Origin of the sequence: Crenobacter intestini (assembly GCF_004919095.1) — a bacterium.
In the GTDB taxonomy this organism is placed as follows: domain Bacteria; phylum Pseudomonadota; class Gammaproteobacteria; order Burkholderiales; family Chromobacteriaceae; genus Craterilacuibacter; species Craterilacuibacter intestini.
The window spans coordinates 1-23,336 of the sequence record NZ_STGJ01000024.1 but is presented as its reverse complement, the minus strand read 5'-3'; the positions used below and the strand labels follow the sequence as shown (position 1 = coordinate 23,336).

General features: G+C 67.1%; 19 protein-coding genes and 1 pseudogene. 15 read left to right on the top strand and 5 right to left on the bottom strand.

What is annotated here, in order from left to right; all coding sequences use genetic code 11:
- Positions 1-7: 7 nt before the first annotated feature.
- Both cysT and E5K04_RS15515 read right to left on the bottom strand, forming a co-directional pair.
- Complete coding sequence (gene cysT, locus E5K04_RS15520) at positions 8-844, bottom strand: sulfate ABC transporter permease subunit CysT (RefSeq protein WP_205700394.1); 837 nt, start codon at positions 842-844, stop codon at positions 8-10.
- Positions 845-889: 45 nt separating this feature from the next.
- On the bottom strand, positions 890-1,894 hold the full coding sequence (locus tag E5K04_RS15515; RefSeq protein ID WP_136555759.1) for a sulfate ABC transporter substrate-binding protein: 1,005 nt from the start codon (positions 1,892-1,894) through the stop codon (positions 890-892).
- Between the two features lie 174 nt (positions 1,895-2,068).
- On the opposite strand from E5K04_RS15515, the gene E5K04_RS15510 reads away from it, so the two are divergent.
- Both E5K04_RS15510 and E5K04_RS15505 read left to right on the top strand, forming a co-directional pair.
- Positions 2,069-3,373, top strand: coding sequence for a DUF3422 family protein (locus E5K04_RS15510; RefSeq protein ID WP_235844399.1), 1,305 nt, complete (start codon positions 2,069-2,071; stop codon positions 3,371-3,373).
- A 62-nt stretch (positions 3,374-3,435) separates the two neighbouring features.
- Entirely contained in the window at positions 3,436-5,040 is a 1,605-nt protein-coding gene (locus E5K04_RS15505; RefSeq protein ID WP_136555758.1) for a mechanosensitive ion channel family protein, read from the top strand.
- Here E5K04_RS15505 and E5K04_RS15500 read toward each other — a convergent pair.
- Positions 5,037-5,762: a BPSS1780 family membrane protein gene (locus tag E5K04_RS15500; protein WP_136555757.1), complete on the bottom strand. Its 726-nt coding sequence runs from the start codon at positions 5,760-5,762 to the stop codon at positions 5,037-5,039. The two genes, E5K04_RS15505 and E5K04_RS15500, sit on opposite strands and share 4 nt — an antisense overlap.
- Positions 5,763-5,947: 185 nt before the next feature.
- Between E5K04_RS15500 and tkt the strand changes: the two genes are divergently transcribed.
- From tkt to fba, 5 genes are all read left to right on the top strand, one after another.
- The gene (tkt, locus tag E5K04_RS15495; protein WP_136555756.1) at positions 5,948-7,936 is read left to right on the top strand and encodes a transketolase; all 1,989 of its coding nucleotides are present in this window, start codon (positions 5,948-5,950) and stop codon (positions 7,934-7,936) included.
- A 90-nt stretch (positions 7,937-8,026) separates the two neighbouring features.
- Positions 8,027-9,037 carry a type I glyceraldehyde-3-phosphate dehydrogenase gene (gap, locus tag E5K04_RS15490; protein WP_136555755.1) on the top strand — a complete coding sequence of 337 codons (1,011 nt, stop codon included), beginning with the start codon at positions 8,027-8,029 and terminating at the stop codon, positions 9,035-9,037.
- A gap of 487 nt (positions 9,038-9,524) precedes the next feature.
- Positions 9,525-10,697 (top strand): phosphoglycerate kinase, encoded by a 1,173-nt coding sequence (locus E5K04_RS15485; protein ID WP_136555754.1) that lies wholly within the window; start codon positions 9,525-9,527, stop codon positions 10,695-10,697.
- Positions 10,698-10,894: 197 nt separating this feature from the next.
- Positions 10,895-11,521, top strand: a complete 627-nt coding sequence (locus tag E5K04_RS15480) for a LysE family translocator (RefSeq protein WP_136555753.1) — start codon at positions 10,895-10,897, stop codon at positions 11,519-11,521.
- 61 nt (positions 11,522-11,582) lie between these two features.
- Positions 11,583-12,647, top strand: coding sequence for a class II fructose-bisphosphate aldolase (gene fba / locus E5K04_RS15475; protein WP_136555752.1), 1,065 nt, complete (start codon positions 11,583-11,585; stop codon positions 12,645-12,647).
- Between the two features lie 55 nt (positions 12,648-12,702).
- Here the strand turns inward: fba and E5K04_RS15470 are convergent, their stop codons facing one another.
- Positions 12,703-13,215 (bottom strand): diheme cytochrome c, encoded by a 513-nt coding sequence (locus E5K04_RS15470; RefSeq protein ID WP_136555751.1) that lies wholly within the window; start codon positions 13,213-13,215, stop codon positions 12,703-12,705.
- Between the two features lie 11 nt (positions 13,216-13,226).
- A complete protein-coding gene (locus E5K04_RS15465) occupies positions 13,227-13,634 on the bottom strand; it encodes a DUF1924 domain-containing protein (RefSeq protein WP_205700393.1) in 408 nt (135 codons plus the stop codon).
- 144 nt (positions 13,635-13,778) lie between these two features.
- Here E5K04_RS15465 and E5K04_RS15460 point away from each other — a divergent pair, with 144 nt between their 5' ends.
- The 8 genes and pseudogenes from E5K04_RS15460 to E5K04_RS15425 all read left to right on the top strand — a co-directional run.
- Positions 13,779-15,347, top strand: coding sequence for a 2Fe-2S iron-sulfur cluster-binding protein (locus E5K04_RS15460; RefSeq protein ID WP_136555750.1), 1,569 nt, complete (start codon positions 13,779-13,781; stop codon positions 15,345-15,347).
- A 371-nt stretch (positions 15,348-15,718) separates the two neighbouring features.
- Entirely contained in the window at positions 15,719-18,427 is a 2,709-nt protein-coding gene (gene secA, locus E5K04_RS15455; RefSeq protein ID WP_136555749.1) for a preprotein translocase subunit SecA, read from the top strand.
- A 125-nt stretch (positions 18,428-18,552) separates the two neighbouring features.
- Entirely contained in the window at positions 18,553-19,149 is a 597-nt protein-coding gene (locus E5K04_RS15450; RefSeq protein WP_136555748.1) for a Maf family protein, read from the top strand.
- 8 nt (positions 19,150-19,157) lie between these two features.
- Positions 19,158-20,654, top strand: a complete 1,497-nt coding sequence (gene rng, locus E5K04_RS15445) for a ribonuclease G (protein WP_136555747.1) — start codon at positions 19,158-19,160, stop codon at positions 20,652-20,654.
- An 86-nt stretch (positions 20,655-20,740) separates the two neighbouring features.
- Positions 20,741-21,520 carry a serine O-acetyltransferase gene (cysE, locus tag E5K04_RS15440; RefSeq protein WP_136555746.1) on the top strand — a complete coding sequence of 260 codons (780 nt, stop codon included), beginning with the start codon at positions 20,741-20,743 and terminating at the stop codon, positions 21,518-21,520.
- Between the two features lie 2 nt (positions 21,521-21,522).
- Complete coding sequence (locus E5K04_RS15435) at positions 21,523-22,308, top strand: DUF3658 domain-containing protein (RefSeq protein ID WP_136555745.1); 786 nt, start codon at positions 21,523-21,525, stop codon at positions 22,306-22,308.
- 67 nt (positions 22,309-22,375) lie between these two features.
- Positions 22,376-22,759 (top strand): DUF2061 domain-containing protein, encoded by a 384-nt coding sequence (locus tag E5K04_RS17105; protein WP_136555744.1) that lies wholly within the window; start codon positions 22,376-22,378, stop codon positions 22,757-22,759.
- 238 nt (positions 22,760-22,997) lie between these two features.
- Positions 22,998-23,336: pseudogene (locus E5K04_RS15425) on the top strand (L-lactate MFS transporter); the annotation flags it as partial.

Here is a 23,336-nt window from a genome sequence, read left to right as displayed (position 1 = left end):
AGCCTCCTTACTTCATGCCGTGGCGGCGCGCGGTCCACCACTGCAGCAGATTGATCAGGAACAGCACGAAGAACGACAGTGCGAGCATCACCACCGCCACCGCCGTCGCGCCGGCGACGTCGAACTGCTCGAGCTTGGAGATGATGATCAGCGGCGCGATCTCCGAGACCAGCGGGATGTTGCCGGCGATGAAGATCACCGAACCGAACTCGCCGGTGGCGCGGGCGAACGCCATCGCGCTGCCGGTCAGCAGCGCGGGCAGCACCGCCGGGAAGATCACGCGGCGGAAGATCTGCCAGCGCCCGGCGCCCAGGCAGGTGGCGGCCTCTTCCAGTTCCTTTTCCAGGTCCTCGAGCACCGGCTGCACCGTGCGCACGACGAAGGGCAGGCTCACGAAGATCAGCGCGACGACGATGCCCAGCGGCGTGAACGCCACCTTGATGCCCAGGGGGTCCAGGTAGCGGCCGAGCCAGCCGTTCGGCGCGTAGATGGTGGTCAGCGCGATGCCGGCCACCGCGGTCGGCAGCGCGAAGGGCAGGTCGATCAGCGCGTCGACGAAACGCTTGCCCGGGAAGCTGTAGCGCACCAGCACCCACGCGACCAAAAAGCCCATCAGCGCGTTGACGGAGGCGGCGATCAGCGCGGCGCCGAACGACAGTTGCAGCGAGGCGAGCACGCGCGGCGCGCTGACCTGCTCGATAAAGGCGGTCCAGCCGAGCGTTGACGCGTTGAGCGCGAGCGCGGCGAACGGCAGCAGCACGATCAGGCCGAGCCAGAACAGCGCGTAGCCGAGCGACAGGCCGAAGCCCGGCAGCACGCTGTAACGTTTGGCAATCAGGTTCATGGTGGGCATCCCGGGCGGGCGGGGGCCAGGGCCCCCGCGCGGCGCTTATTTCTTCAGGTAGATCTGGTCGAACACGCCGCCGTCGGCGAAGTGCGTCTTCATCACCTTGTCCCAGCTGCCGAACACGTCGACCACACGGAACGCCTTGATCGGCGGGAACTGGCCGGAGAACTTGGCGGCGACCTGCTTGTCCTGCGGGCGCAGGTAGTTCTGCGCGGCGATGGTCTGGCCTTCCGGGCTCCACAGGTAGGCGAGGTAGGCCTCGGCCTGCTTGCGGGTGCCTTTCTTGTCGACCACCTTGTCGACCACGGCCACCGGGTTCTCGGCGGCGACGGTCACGCTCGGGTAGACCACCTCGAAGGTGCCGCGGCCGAACTCGCGGGCGACCATCTCGGCCTCGTTCTCGAAGGTGATCAGCACGTCGCCGATCTGGCGCTGCATGAAGGTGGTGGTCGCCGCGCGGCCGCCGGTATCGAGCACCGGCGCGTTGCCGAACAGCTTGCCGACGTAGGCGCGCGCGCTGGCGTCGTTGCCGCCGGGCTGCTTGAGCGCCCAGCCGTAGGCGGCGAGGTAGCTGTAGCGGCCGTTACCCGAGGTCTTCGGGTTGGGGACGATCACCTGCACGCCCGGCTTGGCGAGGTCCTTCCAGTCGCGGATGCCTTTCGGGTTGCCCTTCCTGACCAGGAACACGGTGGCCGAGGTGAACGGCACGCTGTCGTTGGCCAGCCGCTTCGACCAGTCTGCAGGGACCAGCGCGCCGCGCTCGGCGAGGATGTTGATGTCCGGCGCCTGGTTCATGGTGATCACGTCGGCCTGCAGGCCGCCGACCACGCTCATCGCCTGCTTGGACGAGCCGCCGTGCGACTGCTGGATGGTGACCGCCTCGCCGGTCTTGCCCTTCCAGTGCTTCTGGAACGCCGGGTTGTAGTCCTTGTAGAAGTCGCGCATCACGTCGTACGAGACGTTGAGCAAGGTGGCGTCGGCCAGCGCGGGCAGCGCGGGGACGGACAGCAGCAAGGCGGCCAGGGTGCGTACGGCAAGCTTTTTCATCGCGGAATCCTCGTTCGGGGCATGGGGCGAGAATACCCAGACGTCTTTATTCCGGGAAATACTTAGCAGCAATACATTTATCGCCCGACGTTATATTTTGGCGGGCCGGCTTGCCTTGCTGCGGCGCAGCGTTGCATGCTCTGCCATGACATGGAACTACCGAGGAGGACGACCTTGTCCGCGCCGACCCCGCTGCTGCTGTCCCACCCCCTGCGCTCGAGCTTGAACGACGAGGCGCACGCGCGCCCGCCGGCGGCGATCCCGTCGCCGGCCCGCCTCTCCACGCTTGCGCTGTTGTGCGAGCCCGGCGCGCCCGGCCAGCGCGCGGCGCTCGCGCGCCTCGCCGCCGAACTGGGCTTGCCGGCGCCCGAGGCCAGCGCCGGCCACTACCAGGGCAGCAACGGCACGCTGACACTGCGCTGGTCCTTGCATACCGAATTCGTGCGGCTGACGGTGATCGTGCCCGGCGCGGGCGGCGGCGGCTTCGACGACACCGCGCTCGACGCGGTGCCCGCGGCCTTGCTCAGCGCCCTGCCCGGCGAAGTGCTGGTCGCCGCCCACGCGCTGCTGCTGGCCGACGGCGACGCGCTGCCGGACGCGCCGCGGGCGATTGCCGCGCGCTGGTTCGCCGGCCACGAGCTGATCGGCGCCGAGCTGGGCGACGGCAACGGCGTCGCGTACACCGACTTGCGGCTGCACCCGGACGCGCGGCTGGCGGTCGGCTTCTCGCGCTTCGTGCTGGTCGACCGCAGGATGGGGCCGCGTCAGAGCGGGCGAATGCTGCAGCGCCTGTTCGAGATCGAGACCTACCGCATGCTCGCGCTGCTCGCCTTGCCGCTGGCCAAGCAGCAGATGGCGCGGCTCGACGAGCTGGGCATCGCGCTGAAGGCCGTCACCGCCAGGCTCAACGCGGCGGACAGCCGCGACGATACGCTGCTCGAAGAGTTTTCCGCGCTGTCGGCCGAACTGGAGAACCTGGTCGCGCAGACGCAGTACCGCTTCTCGGCGTCGCACGCCTACTACCAGCTGATCGAGCGGCGCATCGGCGAGCTGCGCGAGCGGCGCATCGGCGGCCTGCAGCCCTTTTGCGAGTTCGTCGAGCACCGGCTGGCGCCGGCGATGGATACCTGCCTGACCGTCACCCGCCGCCAGGACAGGCTGACCGCCCGCCTGCAGCGCGCGACCGCGCTGCTGCGCACCCGGGTCGAGGTGGCGGGCGAGGTGCAGAACCGCGCGTTGCTGGCCAGCATGGACCGGCGTGCCGGCTTGCAGCTGCGGCTGCAGGAGACGGTCGAGGGGCTGTCGGTCGGGGTGCTGACCTATTACGCGGTCGGGCTGGTCGGCTACGCGGCGAAGGCGGCGAAGGCGGCCGGGCTGCACCTGAACGCCGAACTCGTCACCGGCGCGGCGATTGCGCCGGTCGCGCTCGCCGTATGGTGGGGGATGCGGCAGGTACGGCGCCGGCTCGGCCACGCCTGAGCGATACGGCATAAAGCACACTTGCGTGCCATGCTGAAGAGAAACACCGCAAGGACGCACCCATGCTGCACCGCCTGTTCAGCCTGCTGGCCTGCCTGCTCTTCGCAGGCTTCGTGCTCGCCGAGGACACCGCGCCGCCGCCCGAGGCGACGCTGACGCTCGCCGGGCGCGACATCGTCACCCTGCACGCGACCGTCGGCGGCTTGACGCCCGAGCAGCGGGTGGCGCGCGCCGAGTCGCGCGTGCGGGCCTTGGGCGAGGCCGACCTGGCCCGGCCGGTGCTGATGGCGCCGTTTTCGCGCGACGGCGTGAGCGGCCTGCGCTTCTACCTCAACAACAAGCCGCTGTTCGCGCTGACCGACGGCGACCTCGACGCCGGCGACAGCCGCAACCTGCTGCAGGTCGGCGACGAGGTGAAGGGTAGGCTGGAGGCGCTGCGAGTGATGCGCGTCGAGCAGGGCTCGCCGCGCGCGCAGGCGTGGGCGATCGGGCAGGCCGTCGGTGCCACCGTGCTGCTGGCGCTCGCGCTCGCGCTGGTGTCGCGTGCGCGCGGTCGTGCCCGCGCGCGGCTGTTGCAAAAGCCCTTGCTGCCCAAGCGCTGGTTCGGCGCGCACGACGACCTGGGCAGCGTGATGCAGAAGCTCGAGCAGCACATGCTCGACTTGACCGCGCTGGTCGGTGCGCTGCTCGCGCTGCACCTGTGGCTGAGCTTCATCCTGACCCGTTTCCCGTACACCCGGCCGTGGGGCGAGCGGCTGGCGGCGTCCTTGTTCGATTTGCTCGCGTCGCTGGGCGAGGGGCTGGTCGGCGCGGTGCCGGGCCTTGCCAAGGTCGCGCTGATCCTGGTGCTGACCCGGCTTGGCGTACGTAGCTTGGGTTGGGTGTTCGACGCGGTCGAGGACGGCCGGCTGACCCTGCCCGGCCTCTACAAGGAGACGGTCGGCGCGACGCGCCGGCTGACCACGCTGGTGTTGTGGCTGTTTGCGCTGACGGTCGCCTACCCCTATTTGCCGGGCTCGAGCTCGGACGCGTTCAAGGGGGTCAGCGTGTTCTTCGGCCTGATGGTGACGCTGGGCTCGACCGGCATCATGAACCACGCGATGAGCGGGCTGGTGCTGGTGTACGCGCGCGCGCTCAAGCCGGGCGACCTGGTGCTGGTCGGCGACACCGAGGGCTTCGTCACCGAACTGGGGGCGTTGTCGACCAAGATCCGCACCCGCCACGGCAACGAGGTGACGCTGCCCAACTCGGTGGTGGTCGGCGGCAAGGTGGTCAACTACACGCGGCAGGCGGGCGAAGCCGGCCTGCCGCTGACCACCAAGATCACCATCGGCTACGACACGCCGTGGCGGCAGGTGCACGCGCTGCTCGAACTGGCCGCGCGGCGCACCGAAGGCTTGCGTACCGACAGCGCGCCCATCGTGCGCCAGCTCTCCTTGCAGGACTTCTACGTCGAGTACGAACTGGAAGTGAGGATGCCGCTGACCGCGTCGCCGCCGGCGATGAAGACCGCGCTGCACGCCCAGATCCTCGACGCTTTCAACGAGTTCGGCGTGCAGATCATGTCGCCCAACTTCGAGAACCAGCCCGAAGGGGCGGTGCTGGTTGCCAAGGGCAACTGGTACGCGGCGCCGGCCGAGCCGCCCGGCCCGGCCGGACAGGCCTAGCGCGCGAACACCGCGCGGTAGCTGGTGTAGCTGGTGACGTACATCACCGGGAACCACAGCAACAGGCCGAGGAAGAAGGGCACCATCGCGAGGAACATCAACAGCGCGAGCATCAGCGCGCAGGTCAGCATCGCCGGCCAGTTGGCGAGGCCGGCGGAGAAGCTCGCGCGGCAGGCCGCGATCGGCGCGTAGCCGTCGAACACCACCAGCGCCGGCGCGAACCAGTACGCGAGGCTGACCAGGTAGACCGGCACGCCGACCACCAGCATGAACAGCAGCATGGTGCCCATGCCCATCTCATCGCCTTCCGGCTTGTGCACCCAGCCGAGCGACCCCAACAGCGCGACCAGCGCGATGACCACCATCAGCGCGATCATGCACAGCGCGAGGTAGACCAGCGCGACGCCGAACAGCGGCTTGCCGTGCTCGCGAAAGCCGGTAAACAGGTCGGCCAGCTCCAGCTCGCCGCCGTTTTCCGCCTTGCGCGCGGCGAGCACGAAGCTGCCGGCGAAGATCGGCGCGAGCAAGAGCGGCAGGAAGTTGCCGATCAGCGGCAGCAGGCTGGTGCCGACATGGATGACCACATAGACCACCGACAGCAGGATCCAGGTCAGCGGCTGTTCGCGCACCAGGCGGAACGCGGCGGTGATCCAGTGCCAGCCGGCACCGGCGGGCTGGCGGCCGGGCAGCGGGGCGCGGGAGACGGGCGTGTCGGGCTGCATTCGGGAGGCTCCTTGATAATTCGATTACTGATAGTTAAAGGGTCTGCGCAAACCATGCTTACGTCAATCATAGGCGGCGGCGCCGGTTGCCGCAGCGCGGCAATTTCAGCGATAATTCGCAGGTTTTTCCGGCACGTACCGCGCGCCGGGACACCCCCGCCGTCCACATATTCGAGGTTTTTCGCATGGTCACCCGTACCGAGCTCGCCAACGCCATCCGTTTCCTGGCCATGGACGCTGTCGAGAAGGCCAAATCCGGTCACCCCGGCGCACCGATGGGCATGGCAGACATTGCCGAAGTCCTGTGGCGCGACCACCTGAAGCACAACCCGGCCAACCCGCACTGGGCCGACCGCGACCGTTTCGTGCTGTCCAACGGCCACGGCTCGATGCTGATCTACAGCCTGCTGCACCTGACCGGTTACGCGCTGTCGATCGACGACCTGAAAAACTTCCGCCAGCTGCACAGCAAGACGCCGGGCCACCCTGAATACGGCTACGCGCCGGGCGTCGAGACCACCACCGGCCCGCTGGGCCAGGGCATCACCAACGCGGTGGGCATGGCGCTCGCCGAGAAGATGCTTGCCGCCGAATTCAACCGCGACGGCCACGCCGTGGTCGACCACCACACCTGGGCCTTCCTCGGCGACGGTTGCCTGATGGAAGGCATCAGCCACGAAGCGTGCTCGCTGGCAGGTACCTGGGGCCTGGGCAAGCTCGTCGCGTTTTGGGACGACAACGGCATCTCGATCGACGGCGATGTCGAGGGCTGGTTCACCGACGACACCCCGGCCCGCTTCGAGGCGTACGGCTGGCAGGTGATCCGCGGCGTCGACGGCCATGACGCGGACGAGATCGCCACCGCGATCGCCACCGCCAAGGCCGAGACCGCCCGCCCGACGCTGATCTGCTGCCGCACCAAGATCGGCTTCGGCGCGCCGAACAAGCAAGGCGGCCACGACGTGCATGGCGCGCCGCTGGGCGCCGCCGAAATCGCCGCCGCGCGCGAACACCTGAAGTGGCCGCACGCGCCGTTCGAGATCCCGGCCGACATCTACGCCGCGTGGAACGCGCGCGAAGCCGGCGCCAAGTGCGAAGCCGCTTGGGACGAGCGTTTCGCTGAATACGCGCGTGCCTATCCGGAACTCGCCGCAGAATTCAAGCGCCGCATGGCGGGCGAACTGCCGGCACGCTGGGCCGAGCACAAGGCGGCTGCCTTGGCGCGCATCAACGAGGCGGCGCAGACGGTCGCCAGCCGCAAGGCCAGCCAGATCGCCATCGAGGCGTTCTCGCCGCTGTTCCCCGAATTCGTCGGCGGCTCGGCCGACCTGACCGGCTCCAACCTGACCAACTGGTCGGGTTCCGAGTGGATCGACGCCGAGGGCAACGGCAACTACATCAGCTACGGCGTGCGCGAATTCGGCATGGCCGCCATCATGAACGGCATGACGCTGCATGGCGGCCTGCGCCCGTACGGCGGCACCTTCCTGATGTTCAGCGAGTACGCGCGCAACGCCCTGCGCATGGCCGCGCTGATGAAGATCAACCCGATCTTCGTGTTCACCCACGACTCGATCGGCCTGGGCGAAGACGGCCCGACCCACCAGCCGGTGGAGCAGACCGCGACGCTGCGCTACATCCCGAACATGGACACCTGGCGTCCGTGCGACACGCTGGAAACCGCGGTGGCGTGGGCTCACGCGATCGAGCAGGGCCAGCGGCCGAGCAACCTGATCCTCAGCCGCCAGAACCTGCCGTTCGTGCCGCGCGACGCTTCGCAGCTCGAAGCGGTCGCCCGTGGCGGCTACGTGCTGCGCGACGCCGCCTCGCCCAAGGCCGTGCTGATCGCCACCGGCTCCGAAGTCGAGCTGGCGCTGAAGGCGCAGGAAGCGCTGGCCAGCGAAGGCGTCGCCGTGCGCGTGGTGTCGATGCCGTCGACCAACGTGTTCGACCGCCAGGACAAGGCCTACCAGGCAAGCGTCTTGCTGCCGGGCGTGCCGCGCGTCGCCATCGAGGCGGGCATCTCCGACTTCTGGCGCAAGTACGTCGGCCTGGAAGGCGACGTGGTCGGCATCGACACCTTCGGCGAGTCGGCGCCGGCGCCGCTGCTCTTCAAGGAATTCGGCTTCACCGTCGACAATGTGGTCGCCAAGACCCGCGCCGTCATTGCTTGACGAACAGGCCGCCCCGGCAGGGGCGGCCTTTTTTCTGGTTTCGATCCGCCACCTCCCGCGTGGCTTCTCAACTTTCGGAGACTCTACAAGATGACCATCCGCGTCGCGATCAACGGTTACGGCCGCATCGGCCGTCAGGCCCTGCGCTCCATCTACGAATACAACATGCGTGGCGACTTCGAGATCGTCGCGGTCAACGCCTCGGGCGACCTGGCGACCAACGCCCACCTGACCGCGTTCGACTCGGTGCACGGCCGCTTCGCCACTCCGGTTTCGCACGACGACGGCCACCTGATCGTCGACGGCGACCGCATCCCGTTCTTCTCCACCCGCAACCCGGCCGAACTGCCGTGGAAGGCGCTGAACGTCGACCTGGTGCTCGAGTGCACCGGCGCGTTCACCAGCAAGGAGAAGTGCCAGGCGCACATCGACGCCGGCGCCAAGAAGGTGCTGATCTCCGCCCCGGGCGGTGACGACGTCGACGCCACCATCGTGTTCGGCGTGAACCACGACCTGCTGCGCCCGGAGATGACCGTCGTCTCCAACGCTTCGTGCACCACCAACTGCCTGGCGCCGGTGGCCAAGGCGCTGAACGACGCCATCGGCCTGAAGAAAGGCCTGATGACCACCATCCACGCCTTCACCAACGACCAGGTGCTGACCGACGTGCGCCACAAGGACCTGCGCCGCGCCCGTTCCGCCACCCAGAACATGATCCCGACCAAGACCGGCGCGGCCAAGGCCGTCGGTCTCGTGCTGCCGGAACTGAAGGGCAAGCTCGACGGCTTCGCCGTGCGCGTGCCGACCATCAACGTGTCGCTGGTCGACCTGACCTTCGAAGCCGGCCGCGACACCTCGGTCGACGAAGTGAACGCCATCGTCAAGGAAGCCGCGGAAGGCCGCATGAAGGGCGTGCTCGGCTACAACACCCTGCCGCTGGTCTCCGGCGACTTCAACCACAGCACCGAAGCGTCGACCTTCGACGCCACCCTGACCAAGGTCACGGGCGGCAATATGGTCAAGGTGCTGGCGTGGTACGACAACGAGTGGGGCTTCTGCCAGCAGATGCTGCGCACCGCCAAGGCGATGTTCAGCTTGTAAAGCGGAGAAAAGCTAGAGCGGATTTGATTTTTTCATTTCCGCTCTGCATTTGTGTTGCTAATTGGAATTCATTTTTATCCATACAACCCCTTTTTTGATCCCAGATTCTAATGCAGGTGAATTTTTGCAGCGGTCTGGTACGGCAAAGTTCCAGTCGCTTGGGCAGGGTTGGCCGGCTGAGCTAACTAATGCACAAACTGAGTATCTAAATCCAAGCGTTTCGCAGTCTTTGCCCTTTGTGTTGGCTGACTCAGCGAACGAAATGGCTGGTAAGGAGAAACATAGAAACACAAAGACACTTTTCATGATTTTCCCTTGGTCGTTTGGAATAGTATTTCCAATATAATTTTCGTTTCTAAAATTTCATCATTATTTTGTTTGTGACGTTGCATTCTCTCAGTGGATCCCTCTTGGTTTTAATTGGATGGCTCTCTCTAAAGAGTTTGCTATCCAATTAGTATCAATATTCATTGCTGATGGAGCGAACATGCAATTCAAGAAGCTGACCGAACAGGCGCTGGCCGGCAAGCGCGTGCTGATCCGCGTCGACATGAACGTGCCGGTGAAGAACGGCGTGATCGGCGACGACACCCGTATCCGCGCGTCGCTGCCGTCCATCCTGCACTGCCTGAAGGCCGGTGCTTCGGTGATCCTGATGACCCACCTCGGCCGTCCGACCGAGGGCGAACCCAAGCCGGAAGACAGCCTTTCGCCGGTTGCCGCGCGCCTGTCCGAGCTGCTGGCGCAAGAGGTGAAGGTGGTCGCCGACTGGCAGGATGGCGTCGAGCTGAAGGCTGGCGACGTGGTGATGCTGGAGAACGTGCGTCTGAACAAGGGCGAGAAGAAGAACAACGAGGATCTGGGCAAGGCTTACGCCAGCCTGTGCGATGTGTTCGTCAACGACGCCTTCGGCACCGCGCACCGCGCCGAGGCGTCGACCCACGCGGTTGCCAGGTTCGCGCCGGCCGCCTGCGCGGGCGTGCTGTTGTCCGCCGAACTGGAGGCGCTGGGCCGCGCGCTGCAGGCACCGGCCCGCCCGCTGGTGGCGATCGTCGCCGGCTCCAAGGTGTCGACCAAGCTGACCATCCTCGAGTCGCTGGCCGACAAGGTCGACCAGCTGATCGTCGGTGGCGGCATCGCCAATACCTTCCTGCTGGCCGAAGGCAAGAACATCGGCAAGAGCTTGGCCGAGGCCGACCTGGTCGGCGAGGCGAAGAAGGTGATCGAGAAGATCCGCGCGCGCGGCGGCGACGTGCCGCTGCCGACCGACGTGGTGTGCGCGCCGGAATTCTCCGAGAACGCCGAGGACACCCTGAAGAACGTGGCCGACGTTACCCGCGACGACATGATCCTCGACATCGGCCCGGATTCGGCCAAGGCTTTGGCCGACATCGTCGCCAAGGCCGGCACCGTGGTGTGGAACGGCCCGGTCGGCGTGTTCGAGTTCGAGCAGTTCAGCCACGGCACCCGCGCGCTGGCCGAGGCGATCGCCGAATCCAAGGCATTCTCGATCGCCGGCGGCGGCGACACCCTGTCGGCGATCGCCAAGTTCGGCGTGACCGACAAGATCAGCTACATCTCGACCGGCGGCGGCGCCTTCCTCGAATTCCTCGAGGGCAAGGAATTGCCGGCGGTGGCGATCCTGGCCGAACGCGCCTGACCCTCACCCGGCTTGGCCCTCACCCGGCGCTGCGCGCCACCCTCTCCCACGGGCGGGAGAGGGGATGGGGAGCCTTGGACGGTGCGTGGGGAGTACTCCCTCTCCCGCTGGCGGGAGAGGGCTGGGGTGAGGGCCGCATGGCCTTGCTCGCGCACATCGCATAAACTGCCGGATCAAACCATACCTTGGGCGTAGCGATGCCACTGGATACCTGGCTGTTATATGTAGTGACTGTGTTTTTCGTCTCGGCGACGCCGGGGCCGAACATGCTGCTCGCGCTGAACCATGGCATCCGCTACGGTGTGCGCCACACGGTGCCGACTCTGCTCGGCCTGCTGTCGGCCTTGGGCCTGATCATGGCCGCGTCGGCGGCGGGCTTGGGCGCGCTGCTCGCCGCGTCGGAGCTGGCGTTCTCGGTGGTGAAGTACACCGGCGCCGTCTACCTGATCTATCTGGGCATCAAGACCTGGCGCGCGCCGCCGACGCCGCTGGACGCGGGCGACGACAGCGCGCCCGAGGGGCCGGCGTGGCGCCGCTTCGCGACCGGTTTTTTGGTGGCGATGAGCAACCCCAAGGCTTTCGTGTTTTTCGCCGCGCTGTTCCCGCAGTTCATGGACGCGCGGCTGCCGCAGGCGCCGCAACTGGCGGTGCTGGCGGTGACCTTTTACGTGATCGAGACCGCATGGCAGTTTGCCTACGCTGGCGGCGGCGCGCGTTTGCGCCACTGGCTCGCCAGCCCGGCGCGGCTCAAGTGGATGAACCGCGCGGCCGGCACCGCCTTCGGCGCGGCCGGCGTCGCGCTGACGGCGGTCTCGCGGCACTAGAATTTGAACAGACGGCGGGCACGCGCCCGCCATTCGCTACCCCAGTTGGAGTCTGATAGACATGGCACTCGTTTCGATGCGACAGCTGCTGGACCACGCGGCCGAATTTTCCTACGGCCTGCCGGCGTTCAACGTGAACAACCTCGAGCAGATGCGCGCCATCATGGAAGCGGCCGACAAGTGCGACGCGCCGGTGATCGTGCAGGCTTCGGCCGGCGCGCGCAAATACGCCGGCGCGCCGTTCCTGCGCCACATGATCCTGGCCGCGATCGAAGAATTCCCGCATATCCCGGTGGTGATGCACCAGGACCACGGCACCAGCCCGGACGTGTGCCAGCGCTCGATCCAGCTGGGCTTCTCGTCGGTGATGATGGACGGCTCGCTCAAGAGCGACGGCAAGACCCCGGCCGACTACGACTACAACGTCGACGTCACCCGCACCGTGGTGAATTTCGCCCACGCCTGCGGCGTGTCGGTGGAAGGTGAAATCGGTTGCTTGGGCAGTCTGGAAACCGGCATGGCCGGTGAGGAAGACGGCGTCGGCGCCGAGGGCGTGCTCGACCACAGCCAGCTGCTGACCGACCCGGAAGAAGCCGCCCGCTTCGTCAAGGACACCGGCGTGGATGCGCTGGCGATCGCCATTGGCACCAGCCACGGCGCGTACAAGTTCAGCAAGAAGCCGACCGGCGACGTGCTGCGCATCGACCGCATCAAGGAAATCCACGCGCGTATCCCGAACACCCACCTGGTGATGCACGGCAGCTCCAGCGTGCCGCAGGAGTGGCTCAAGATCATCAACGAGTTCGGCGGCGACCTGGGCGAGACCTACGGCGTGCCGGTCGAGGAAATCGTCGAAGGCATCAAGCACGGCGTGCGGAAGGTGAACATCGACACCGACCTGCGCCTGGCTTCCACCGGCGCGGTACGCCGCTTCCTCGCGCAGAACCCGAAGGAATTCGACCCGCGCAAGTTCCTGATCGCCTCGACCAACGCGATGCGCGACATCTGCATCGCCCGCTATCAGGCGTTCGGCGCTTGCGGCATGGCAAGCAAGATCAAGGCGGTCAACCTCGACACCATGGCCAACCGCTACATGAAGGGTGAGCTCGCGCAGATCGTGCGCTAAGCGTACCGCGCCTTTTCGCAAAAGCCGCCTGCTGGCGGCTTTTTGCTTGTGTGCGCTAACGGGGGATCTGCACGCGGTCGTCGTCGAAATCGCCCTTCTCTGCACCGGCGTGGCAGGCCTGGCAGTTGGCTTTGCTTCCCACCGACTTGCGCCGCCACTGCTCGGCGGTGACTTCGTCGTGCTTGCGGATAAACCAGCGCGTGGTGGTGATGCGCGGCGGCTCGCCGGCCTTGGGTGAGGGCTCGAGCGGTAGCCGGTTCGCCTGCGACGCAAAGGCGAGGAAATCGCGGATCGCCTGTTCGTCGGTCTTGTCCAGCGTCGCGTTGCTGCCGTAGTGATGCTTCAGCGTGTCCATCTGCTGTTTCCACGCCGCCGGCGGCAGCAGGCCCGGCGGGTAGGCGATATGGCAGCTGCCGCACTCGGCGGTCCACACCTTGGGGGCGGACAAGGGCACGGCGAGCTGCTTGGGCCGCTTGTATTTCTTGCCGCCGTGGTGGTGGTCGTCGTCGGCCAGCGCGAAGCCGCCGGCGAGCGACAGTGCACAAAGGGTGAGGATGGGGATGCGCATGTGGTTCTCCTTTAGCGGACGCTGACGATCCAGCTGACGAAGTCGCCCTTCTCCTGCGCGCTGCATTCACGCTTGAATACGTCGTCGCAGTTGCGGCGGAACCATTTCTCGACCTTCTTGGCGTCGGTGAAGCGGGTGGGTTCGGCCGCCGGCGCGAGCGGTGCCAGTGTGCGGAAGGCCGGCGTCTTGCCTGCCTTTTTCGGGTCGGCGCTGTGGCAGGTGGTGCAACTCATGGTCTTGCCGCTGGCCTGCGACTGGCTGAAGTACAACGCCTTGCCGCGGCTGGCGGAAAAGCCGGCGAAGGCCGGGTTTTCGCTGCGCGCCTGCTGCTCGTAAGCCTTGAGCAGTTCGGCGGGCGTGGCGGCCAGCGTGCTAGTGCTGGCGAATACGGCAAGACAGAGGGTGAGGGGACGCATCATGATCGGGCTCCTGGTCGTTCAATGCCATCAGGATGCTTGGCCGACCTTAATGCCAGCTTAAAATGCATTTGGTATCGTACTTAATCGTGGCTTAAGGCAGCGCCGGCACACTCGGGGCATCCACAAGACGACAGGAGCCCACCGATGAAGCCGTTCTCACGTTTCCGCCTCTACCACTGGCTGCTGGCCATCGCCTTTGGCGCGGCCTACCTGACCGGTGACGACGCCGAACTTGCGCATGTGTGGTTGGGCTACGGCCTGATCGCGCTGCTGGCCGTGCGCCTCGTGCTGGCCATCGCCCGCAGCCGCGGCTTTCCTGCACTGCTGCCGCCTGCCGCGCAATGGAAGAAGCCGGGTAACGCGCTCGCCGGCAAGCTGCTGACGGTGGGGCTGGTGCTGGGCTTCGTCTCCACCCTGACCATAGGCGTGACGATGATCGACAACCGCGCGGCGCTGTCCGAAGGGCTGTCGACGGTGATCCCGGCGACGCAGGCCGACGACGACGGCGATTACGACGAGGGCGGCGGTGGCTTGCTCAAGGACGCCGACGAGGTGCACGAGTGGCTGGCTAACGCGACGCTCACGCTGGTCGGCCTGCACCTGGGCTGGCTGCTCCTCTACCGCCGCCGTCAGGCGTGGGCGATGCTCGGAGGCAGCCCGACCACGCCGGCAGGCCCGGCCCCGCAGCCGCCGGTCGGCCCCGCACCGGGCAGCCGTGGCGCCGCAAACGGCGCACTGGCGCTGCGCGTGGCCGAAGTCCGCCGCGAGAGCGCCGACGCTGTCAGCATCCTGTTCGACGTCCCGGCGGCCCTGCGGCCACGCCTCGCCTACCGTGCCGGCCAGTTCCTGACGCTGGCCGCGCCCACCGCCGATGGCAAGGTCTGGCGCTGCTATTCGTTTTCCAGCGCGCCAGGCGCGCCGCAACCTCGCGTCACCGTCAAGCGGGTGGCCGGGGGCGTCGTCTCCAACTGGCTCAATAGCGAACTGAAAGCCGGCGACACGCTGGAAGTGCTGCCGCCGGCGGGCAACTTCGTCGCCGACGGTTGCGCGGATGACCTGCTGCTCATCGCCGCCGGCAGCGGCATCACACCGGTATTTTCCCTGCTGCAGGACGCGCTCGCCCACGGCGAGGGACGGGTACACCTGGTCTACGCCAACCGCGACGCGGCGTCGGCCATCTTCGCCGCCGAACTCGAACGCCTGTGCGCCACGCACCCGGACCGCCTGTCGCTGCACCACCACTTCGACGCGGTGTCCGGCTACCTGGACGCGGCAGCGCTCACGGCCTTGCTGCAGGACTGGACGCACGCGCAGGCCTTCGTGTGCGGGCCGGCGCCGTTCATGCAGGCGGCCGAGGCGGCGTTGGCCAACCTGGGGGTCGACGCTGCGCGCGTCCATGTCGAGCGTTTCGGGCAGGTACGGGCGCCGGCGGGCGCGGGCCGCGCGGCGACGCTGCAGGTGACGTTGGGCGGGCAGATGCAAAACGTCGAGGCCCGGCCGGGCGAAGTGCTGCTCGCAAGCATGGAGCGCGCCGGGCTCACGCCGCCGTCCGCCTGCCGTGCCGGCAGTTGCGGCGCGTGCAAGTGCAAGGTGACCGCGGGCAGGGTGAAGCTGCGCGAGAACCAGGTGCTGACCGACGCCGAACTGGCCGAGGGCTGGACGCTGGCCTGCCAGGCCGAGCCGGAGACGGAGCGGGTCGAGTTGCGTTTCTAAACCTTTACGGCTGCCGGCGCGACCGATTGGTCGCGCCAGTTTATCCGTGTAGCATGGCTATTTCCGCATCATGCAGGGCCATGCCATGACCGACCTTATGACCCCCTTCGAATGGTTCTTCGTCATCCTGCTGGCGGTGGTGCCGCTGGCCGGTCTCGCCTTCCACCTGTGGGTGATGTTCATTGGCCACGGCAAGGACAAGTGACGGGGCGCCGCCGTCTATCCTGTTTGTTTGGCCCGCGCGGCCGGGTTTTGCTTGCCATTTCTGCAAGCCATCTTGATGCAAGGCAAGCCTGCCCCCATAACCGTCGTTCGGCTTGTGCTAAAATTCACCCCATTTTTCTGGCCCGCGGGCCCTTGTGGATCCCTCAATGATTTCGACGCTACTCAAGAAGGTTTTCGGCAGCCGCAACGACCGGCTGATCAAGCAATACCGGCAGACGGTGGCGCGCATCAACGCCCTGGAAGACGGCATGCGCGCCTTGTCGGACGAGGCGCTCGCCGGCAAGACGCCGGAGTTCCGCGAGCGGATCGCCAAGGGGGAAACGGTGCAGGCGATCCTGCCCGAGGCGTTTGCGGTGTGCCGCGAGGCGAGCCGCCGCGTGCTGGGCATGCGCCACTTCGACGTGCAGCTGATCGGCGGCATGGTGCTCAACGACGGCAAGATCGCCGAGATGCGCACCGGCGAGGGCAAGACGCTGGTGGCGACGCTGGCGGCCTACCTGAACGCGCTGACCGGTGAGGGCGTGCACGTGATCACCGTCAACGACTACCTGGCCAGCCGCGACGCCGCGATCATGGGCCGGCTGTACAACTTCCTCGGCCTGAGCGTCGGCGTGAACCTCAGCCAGATGCCGCACGACGTCAAGCAGGCCGCCTACGCCTCCGACATCACCTACGGCACCAACAACGAATTCGGCTTCGACTACCTGCGCGACAACATGGTGTTCGCCACCAGCGAGAAGGTGCAGCGCAAGCTGGCCTTCGCAGTGGTCGACGAGGTCGACTCCATCCTGATCGACGAGGCGCGCACGCCGCTGATCATCTCCGGCCCGGCCGAAGACAACGTCGCGATGTACCAGAAGATGAACGCGGTGCCGCCGCTGCTCAAGCGCCAGGAATCCGAGGAAGGCGAGGGCGACTACTGGGTCGACGAGAAGGCGCATTCGGTGATGCTGTCCGAGGCCGGCCACGAGCACTGCGAGGAGATCCTTGAGCAGCTGGGCCTGCTCAAGGAGGGCGACAGCCTGTACTCGGCCGCCAACATCACGCTGATGCACCACCTGATGGCCGCGCTCAAGGCGTTCGCGCTGTTCCACAAGGACCAGCACTACGTGGTGCAGGACGGCGAGATCGTGATCGTCGACGAGTTCACCGGCCGCCTGATGGCGGGCCGCCGCTGGAGCGAGGGCCTGCACCAGGCCGTCGAGGCGAAGGAAGGCGTGCAGATCAACCGCGAGAACCAGACGCTGGCGTCGATCACCTTCCAGAACTACTTCCGCCTGTACCGCAAGCTCTCCGGCATGACCGGTACCGCCGACACCGAGGCGTACGAGTTCCAGCAGATCTACGGCCTGGAAACCGTGGTGATCCCGACCAACAAGCCGATGGTGCGCAAGGATACCCACGACAAGGTGTACCGCACCGCCAAGGAAAAGTACGACGCGATCATCGCCGACATCCGCGACTGCGTGTCGCGCGGCCAGCCGGTGCTGGTCGGCACCACCAGCATCGAGAACTCCGAGCTGATCTCGGGCGAGCTTGCCCGCGCCAAGATCCCGCATAACGTGCTCAACGCCAAGGAGCACGCGCGTGAAGCCGACATCGTGGTGCAGGCGGGTCGCGCGGGGATGGTGACCGTCGCCACCAACATGGCCGGCCGCGGCACCGACATCGTGCTCGGCGGCAACCCGGACCCGGAAATCAAGGCGGTCGAGGCGGACGCCACGCTGTCCGACGAAGACAAGGCGGCCAAGGTTGCGGCGATCCGCGCCGAGTGGAAGCTGCGCCACGACGCGGTGCTCGCCGCAGGCGGCCTGCACATCGTCGGCACCGAGCGCCACGAGTCGCGCCGCATCGACAACCAGCTGCGCGGCCGTTCCGGCCGCCAGGGCGACCCGGGCTCCAGCCGCTTCTACCTGTCGCTGGAAGACCCGCTCTTGCGCATCTTCGCGTCCGACCGCGTCGGCGCGATCATGGAAAAGCTGAAGATGCCGGAGGGCGAGGCGATCGAGCACCCTTGGGTGAGCCGTTCGATCGAGAACGCGCAGCGCAAGGTCGAGGGCCGCAACTTCGACATCCGCAAGCAGCTGCTCGAGTACGACGACGTCGCCAACGACCAGCGCAAGGTGATCTACGGCCAGCGCGCCGAGATCCTCGAAGACGAGGACGTCAGCGAGATCGTCACCAATATGCGCGAGGGCGTGCTCGCCGACCTGGTCGACCTCTACCTGCCGCCGGAATCGATGGAAGAGCAGTGGGACGTCGCCGGCCTCGAAGCCGCGCTGGAGGGCGAGTACCTGCTGAAGGCCGACATCGCCGGCTGGATCGCCAACGAGCAGGCGATCGACATCCCGGTGATCAAGGAACGCATCCTCAAGCTCGCCGCCGACGCCTACCAGGCCAAGGTCGAGCTGGCCGGCGACGCGGCGATGCGCCAGTTCGAGCGCTCGCTGGTGTTGCAGATGCTCGACAACCACTGGCGCGAGCACCTGGCTGCGATGGACCACCTGCGCCAGGGCATCCACCTGCGCGGCTACGCGCAGAAGAACCCGAAGCAGGAGTACAAGCGCGAGGCGTTCGAGCTGTTTGCCGGCATGCTCGAGCGGATCAAGAAGAGCGTGACCAACGTGCTGTTGACGGTGCAGGTGCGCACCGAGGCGGACGCCGAGGCCGTCGCGCCGCACGAGGTGCACGGCACCGCGATGCACGCCGAGCCGGGCTCCGCGCTCGAGGGCGGCGAAGAGAACCCGCTCTCGCCCGACGCGCTGGCCGCGCAGGGCATCCGCATCGGCCGCAACGACCCTTGCCCGTGCGGCTCGGGGCAGAAGTACAAGCAGTGTCACGGCCGCCTGGCCTGACCGTATCGCCTGCAGCAACGGCCGCCTGGTGCGGCCGTTTTCTTTTGCGGCGCGGCAGGTCGCTATCCGCCCCTGTCCCAGCTCTGGTAACCTTGTGACGATTCAATATTTCGGGATGGGCAACCATGACTTTATCGGATTCGCGCATTTACCTGGCGTCGGCCAGCCCGCGCCGGCGCGAGCTGCTCGAGCAGCTCGGCGTCAATTTTGAGCGCATCCACGCCGACATCGACGAGTCGGTGCTGCCGGGCGAGGACGCCGTCGCGTACACCGAGCGGCTGGCGCGTGCCAAGGCCGACGCCGGCTGGGCGGTGGCGGAGCGCTGCGGCCTGCCGTCGCGCCCCTTGCTGTCGGCCGATACCACGGTGGTGCAGGACGGCGAGATCTTCGGCAAGCCCGCCGACCCCGCCGACGCCGCGCGTATGCTGCGCGCCTTCTCCGGGCGCAGCCACCAAGTGGTGACCAGCGTCGCCATCCGCCAGGACAGCCGGCTGGAGCTGGCCACCAGCGTGACCGAGGTGTGGTTCCGCGAACTCTCCGACGACGACATCGCCCGCTATATCGGCAGCGGCGAGCCGTTCGACAAGGCCGGCGCCTACGGCATCCAGGGGCGGGCGGCGGTGTTCGTGCGCCGTATCGACGGCAGCTTCACCGGCGTGATGGGGCTGCCGCTGTTCGAGACGGCCGGCCTGCTGACGGCCTTCGGCCTGACTTTCCCGTGAGGCGCGCCATGCTGCACCAGACCATCCCCCTGCCGCGCGACATCCAGCGGCCCCAGGAGCAGATCCTCGTCAACATCACCCCGCAGGAGACCCGGGTCGCCGTGCTCGAGGACTCGGTGGTGCAGGAACTGCACATCGAGCGCGCGGCCAGCCGCGGCATCGTCGGCAACATCTACCTGGGCCAGGTCAAGCGGGTGCTACCGGGCATGCAGAGCGCCTTCGTCGAGATCGGCCTCGAACGCGCGGCCTTCCTGCATATCGCCGACGTGCTCGAGCAGCGCCAGCACCCGACCGAGCCGCAGCGCATCGAGCGCATGCTGTTCGAGGGGCAGACGGTGCTGGTGCAGGTGATCAAGGACCCGATCGGCACCAAGGGCGCCCGCCTGTCGACACAGATCTCGCTGGCCGGGCGTTTCCTCGTCCACCTGCCGCAGGACGAGCATATCGGCGTGTCGCAGAAGATCGAGAGCGATTCCGAACGGCAGAGCCTGAAGGCGCGCATGGAGAACCTGCTGCCGGAGGGCTCGCCGCGCGGCTATATCGTGCGCACCAGCGCCGAGACGGCGAGCAACCGCGAACTGGCCGCCGACATCGACTACCTGTCGCGGCTGTGGGCCGACATCCGCAGCAAGTCGCAGACGCTGCCCGCGCAGTCGATGCTGTACGAGGACCTGCCGCTGGCGGTGCGCGTGCTGCGCGACATGGTCAGCGACCACACCGGCAGCATCATTGTCGACTCGACGGAGAACTACGAGCGCATGGTCGAGTTCGCCGAGCAGTACGTGCAGTCGGCCGCCGGCAAGATCGAGCGCTACAGCGGCAACCGCCCGCTGTTCGAGCTGCACGGCATCGAGGCGGAGATCGAGAAGGCGCTCTCGCGCCGGGTCAACCTGAAGTTCGGCGGCTACCTGATCATCGACCAGACCGAGGCGATGACCACCATCGACCTCAACACCGGCGGCTTCGTCGGCACCCGCAACTTCGACGAGACCATCTTCAAGACCAATATGGAGGCGACCTACGCGATCGCCCGCCAGCTGCGCCTGCGCAATATGGGCGGCATCATCATCGTCGACTTCATCGACATGGACAGCGAGGAGCACCGCCAGGCGGTGCTGACCGAACTTGCCAAGGCGCTGGCGCGCGACCGTACCCGGGTCACCCTCAACGGTTTCACCAGCCTGGGCCTCGTCGAGATCACCCGCAAGCGCACCCGCGAGAGCCTCGCCCATGTGCTGTGCGAGCCTTGCCCGACCTGCCAGGGGCGCGGCCAGATCAAGACCGCGCAGACCGTCTGCTACGAGATCCAGCGCGAGATCGTGCGCGAGGCGCGCAAGTTCGACGCCAAGGGCTTCCGCATCCTCGCCGCGCAGCCGGTGATCGACATGTTCCTCGACGAGGAGTCGCAGAGCCTGGCGATGCTGGTCGACTTCATCGGCAAGCCGGTGTCGCTGTCGGTCGAGACGACGTACACGCAGGAGCAGTTCGACGTCGTCCTGCTGTAGCGCGGCTTGTCCGCCGCGCGTTTTGGGTGTATCCGTGGCTTTTTGCGCGGGCAGGCTTGCCCGCCCACGGCATTGAAAGGCAAGGCATGAACGAAATCCGCGATGACGCGCTGTGGCGCGCCATCCTGTCCGAAACCGCGCAGGCGGCACGCGAGGAGCCGCTGCTGGCCAGCTTCCTGCACATGACCGTGCTCAGGCACGCCTCGCTGGAGGACGTGCTGGCGTTCCACCTGTCCAGCAAGCTTGCCAGCCCGGTGATGGACGCGCGTGCGCTGATGGAGCTGTTCCACGAGGCGCTCGCCGCCGACGAGACCATCATCGGCGCGGTGCGCGCCGACATCCACGCCTGCTTCGAGCGCGACCCGGCGTGCGACAGCTACTCGGCGCCGCTGCTCTACTTCAAGGGCTTCCACGCGATCCAGAGCCAGCGCGTCACCCATTGGCTGTGGAAGCAGGGCCGGCGCACGCTCGCCTACTTCCTGCAGAACCGCATCTCCGAGGTGATGGGCGCCGACATCCACCCGGCCGCGCGCATCGGCTACGGCGTGATGCTCGACCACGGCACCGGCGTCGTCGTCGGCGAGACCGCGGTGATCGGCAACAACGTGTCCTTGCTGCACGGCGTGACGCTAGGCGGCTCGGGCAAGCAGCGGGGCGACCGCCACCCCAAGATCGGCGACGGCGTGATGATAGGCGCGGGCGCCGCCATCCTCGGCAATATCCGTGTCGGGGATTGTGCCAAGGTCGGCGCCGGCAGCGTGGTGCTCGACGACGTGCCGGCCAACACCACGGTCGCCGGCGTGCCCGCGCGCATCGTCGCGCAGGCGGCCGGCACCCCGGCGCTCGACATGGACCAGAAGGTCTGACCATGCTGCATGTGGTGGCAGGGAGCAATGCGGCAGGCAGCCTGCAGGCGCTGGTCGCGGCAGGCCGGCTCACGGGGACGGTGCTGGACTGGCCGGATGAGCTTGGCAACGGGCCGCTGGCCGACGCCGACCAGGTCGACCCGCAGCTGCGCACCGCGCACTGGCTGCGCCTGTTGCAGGCCTACCCGCTTGCCGGGGCGGACTGGGACGAGGCGTGGCAGCGTGCGCGCGCCGCCGCGTGCCGGGCCTTGCTGCAGGCGTGGGAGCAGGGCACGCCGCTGACGGTGTGGCTGGGTAACCAAGCTGGCGAAGTGCTGCTGCTGTGCATGCTCGCCGCGCAATGCCCGGCGACGAGCGAGCTGTGGGTGGTCGATGTCAGCCAGCACCTGGACACGCCCCGCCCCGGCTTGTGGGCGGTCGGCCTGTACGGGCCGGCGGATCTTGCCACGCTCGCTGGCCGTGCGCGGCGGCTTGCTGCCGGCGAGCGCCAGGCGCTGGCAGCCGAATGGGCACGCTGGCAGGACGCCGGCGACGGGGTGCGCGAAGTGCACGACGGCGCGCTGCAGGGCCGTCCGCTGTCGTGCTACGACAGCGTGCTGCTGGAGGTGCTCGCCCGGCATGGCAGCATCAGCGCGGCGCGGCTGGTCGGCGAGGCCATGGGGGGCATCGGGCATGCCTTCGTCGGCGACGTCTTCCTGTTCTGGCGGCTGCAGGGGCTGGCCGGCCGCGGCCTGCTCAGGCTGGTCGGGGCAGGGCGCGCCTGCCGGGTGGAGGCTATCCGGCCTTAGCGACATTCAATTGGCGATAAAAATGAGAATGGTTATCATCTATGGAAAGCTTACCGGAGACGACGCCATGACCAAGACCCTCACCTTCGCCGCGACCCACTTCACGGTTGCCTTCGGCGTCGCCTACCTGCTGACCGGCAGCTTCGCCATCTCCGGCGCGATGGCGCTGGCTGAGCCGCTGACCAACACCGTCACCTACCACTTCCACGACAAGGCTTGGGCCCGCCTGCTGGCGCGTACCCCACTGCGCCACGTCGAACTCGCCAAGACGGCGACCTTCGCGCTGTGCCACTTTACGGTCGCCTTCGGCCTGGGCTGGCTGCTGACCGGCAGCGTTGCGCTGGCCGGCCTGCTCGCGCTGGTCGAGCCCGTGGCCAACACTTTCGCCTACTTCGCGCACGAGAAACTGTGGGCCCGCCGCGGCGGCCGCAGCAGCGCGCTGCCCGCCTGACCCTTATGGCATCAGAGGCATGCAAATCGGGCTTGCGGCGAATTCTTTTCATTGCGGCATAATAGCCTGTTAGAAAACAATAATATTACGTTGCTCAAATCCAGAAGCCTGATTAGAATGGCGCGCTTTCGGGATCCGGCCCGTCAGTCGCTGCCGGATCTTTACGGGCCACTTTTTGTGGCATCCGCATGATGCGGCACGTCCTGCGTGCCGCGGGCTGTCAACCTGGAATAATTAAATGAGCAAAATGAGCAAGGCTACCGGCGTCCTCGTCGCCGGCACCTGTATCAACCTCACGATCGGCGTGCTGTACGCGTGGAGCGTGATCAAGAAGGCACTGGTCGCAGACTGGGGCTGGACCAACACCGACGCGTCGATGCCGTACAACGTCGCCATCGTGGTGTGGGCGATCGCGCTGTTGGCCGCAGGCGCCATGCAGGACCGTATCGGTCCGAAGAAAGTGATCACCCTGGGCGTGACCCTGGTCGGCGCCGGCATGATCCTCTCCAGCTTCATCCCGCAGGATTCGGTGATCGGCCTGACCATCGCCTTCGGCGGCATCGTCGGCACCGGCATC

Bases quoted from the DNA above. Each gene is read 5' to 3' on its own strand.
- E5K04_RS15450 (WP_136555748.1), top strand. From the start codon at position 18,553: ATGACTTTATCGGATTCGCGCATTTACCTGGCGTCGGCCAGCCCGCGC.
- E5K04_RS15465 (WP_205700393.1), bottom strand. From the start codon at position 13,634: ATGATGCGTCCCCTCACCCTCTGTCTTGCCGTATTCGCCAGCACTAGC.
- rng (WP_136555747.1), top strand. From the start codon at position 19,158: ATGCTGCACCAGACCATCCCCCTGCCGCGCGACATCCAGCGGCCCCAG.
- E5K04_RS15505 (WP_136555758.1), top strand. From the start codon at position 3,436: ATGCTGCACCGCCTGTTCAGCCTGCTGGCCTGCCTGCTCTTCGCAGGC.
- E5K04_RS15480 (WP_136555753.1), top strand. From the start codon at position 10,895: ATGCCACTGGATACCTGGCTGTTATATGTAGTGACTGTGTTTTTCGTC.
- E5K04_RS15515 (WP_136555759.1), bottom strand. From the start codon at position 1,894: ATGAAAAAGCTTGCCGTACGCACCCTGGCCGCCTTGCTGCTGTCCGTC.
- E5K04_RS15460 (WP_136555750.1), top strand. From the start codon at position 13,779: ATGAAGCCGTTCTCACGTTTCCGCCTCTACCACTGGCTGCTGGCCATC.
- E5K04_RS15470 (WP_136555751.1), bottom strand. From the start codon at position 13,215: ATGCGCATCCCCATCCTCACCCTTTGTGCACTGTCGCTCGCCGGCGGC.
- tkt (WP_136555756.1), top strand. From the start codon at position 5,948: ATGGTCACCCGTACCGAGCTCGCCAACGCCATCCGTTTCCTGGCCATG.
- cysE (WP_136555746.1), top strand. From the start codon at position 20,741: ATGAACGAAATCCGCGATGACGCGCTGTGGCGCGCCATCCTGTCCGAA.
- E5K04_RS17105 (WP_136555744.1), top strand. From the start codon at position 22,376: ATGACCAAGACCCTCACCTTCGCCGCGACCCACTTCACGGTTGCCTTC.
- secA (WP_136555749.1), top strand. From the start codon at position 15,719: ATGATTTCGACGCTACTCAAGAAGGTTTTCGGCAGCCGCAACGACCGG.
- E5K04_RS15435 (WP_136555745.1), top strand. From the start codon at position 21,523: ATGCTGCATGTGGTGGCAGGGAGCAATGCGGCAGGCAGCCTGCAGGCG.
- gap (WP_136555755.1), top strand. From the start codon at position 8,027: ATGACCATCCGCGTCGCGATCAACGGTTACGGCCGCATCGGCCGTCAG.
- E5K04_RS15500 (WP_136555757.1), bottom strand. From the start codon at position 5,762: ATGCAGCCCGACACGCCCGTCTCCCGCGCCCCGCTGCCCGGCCGCCAG.
- E5K04_RS15485 (WP_136555754.1), top strand. From the start codon at position 9,525: ATGCAATTCAAGAAGCTGACCGAACAGGCGCTGGCCGGCAAGCGCGTG.
- fba (WP_136555752.1), top strand. From the start codon at position 11,583: ATGGCACTCGTTTCGATGCGACAGCTGCTGGACCACGCGGCCGAATTT.
- cysT (WP_205700394.1), bottom strand. From the start codon at position 844: ATGAACCTGATTGCCAAACGTTACAGCGTGCTGCCGGGCTTCGGCCTG.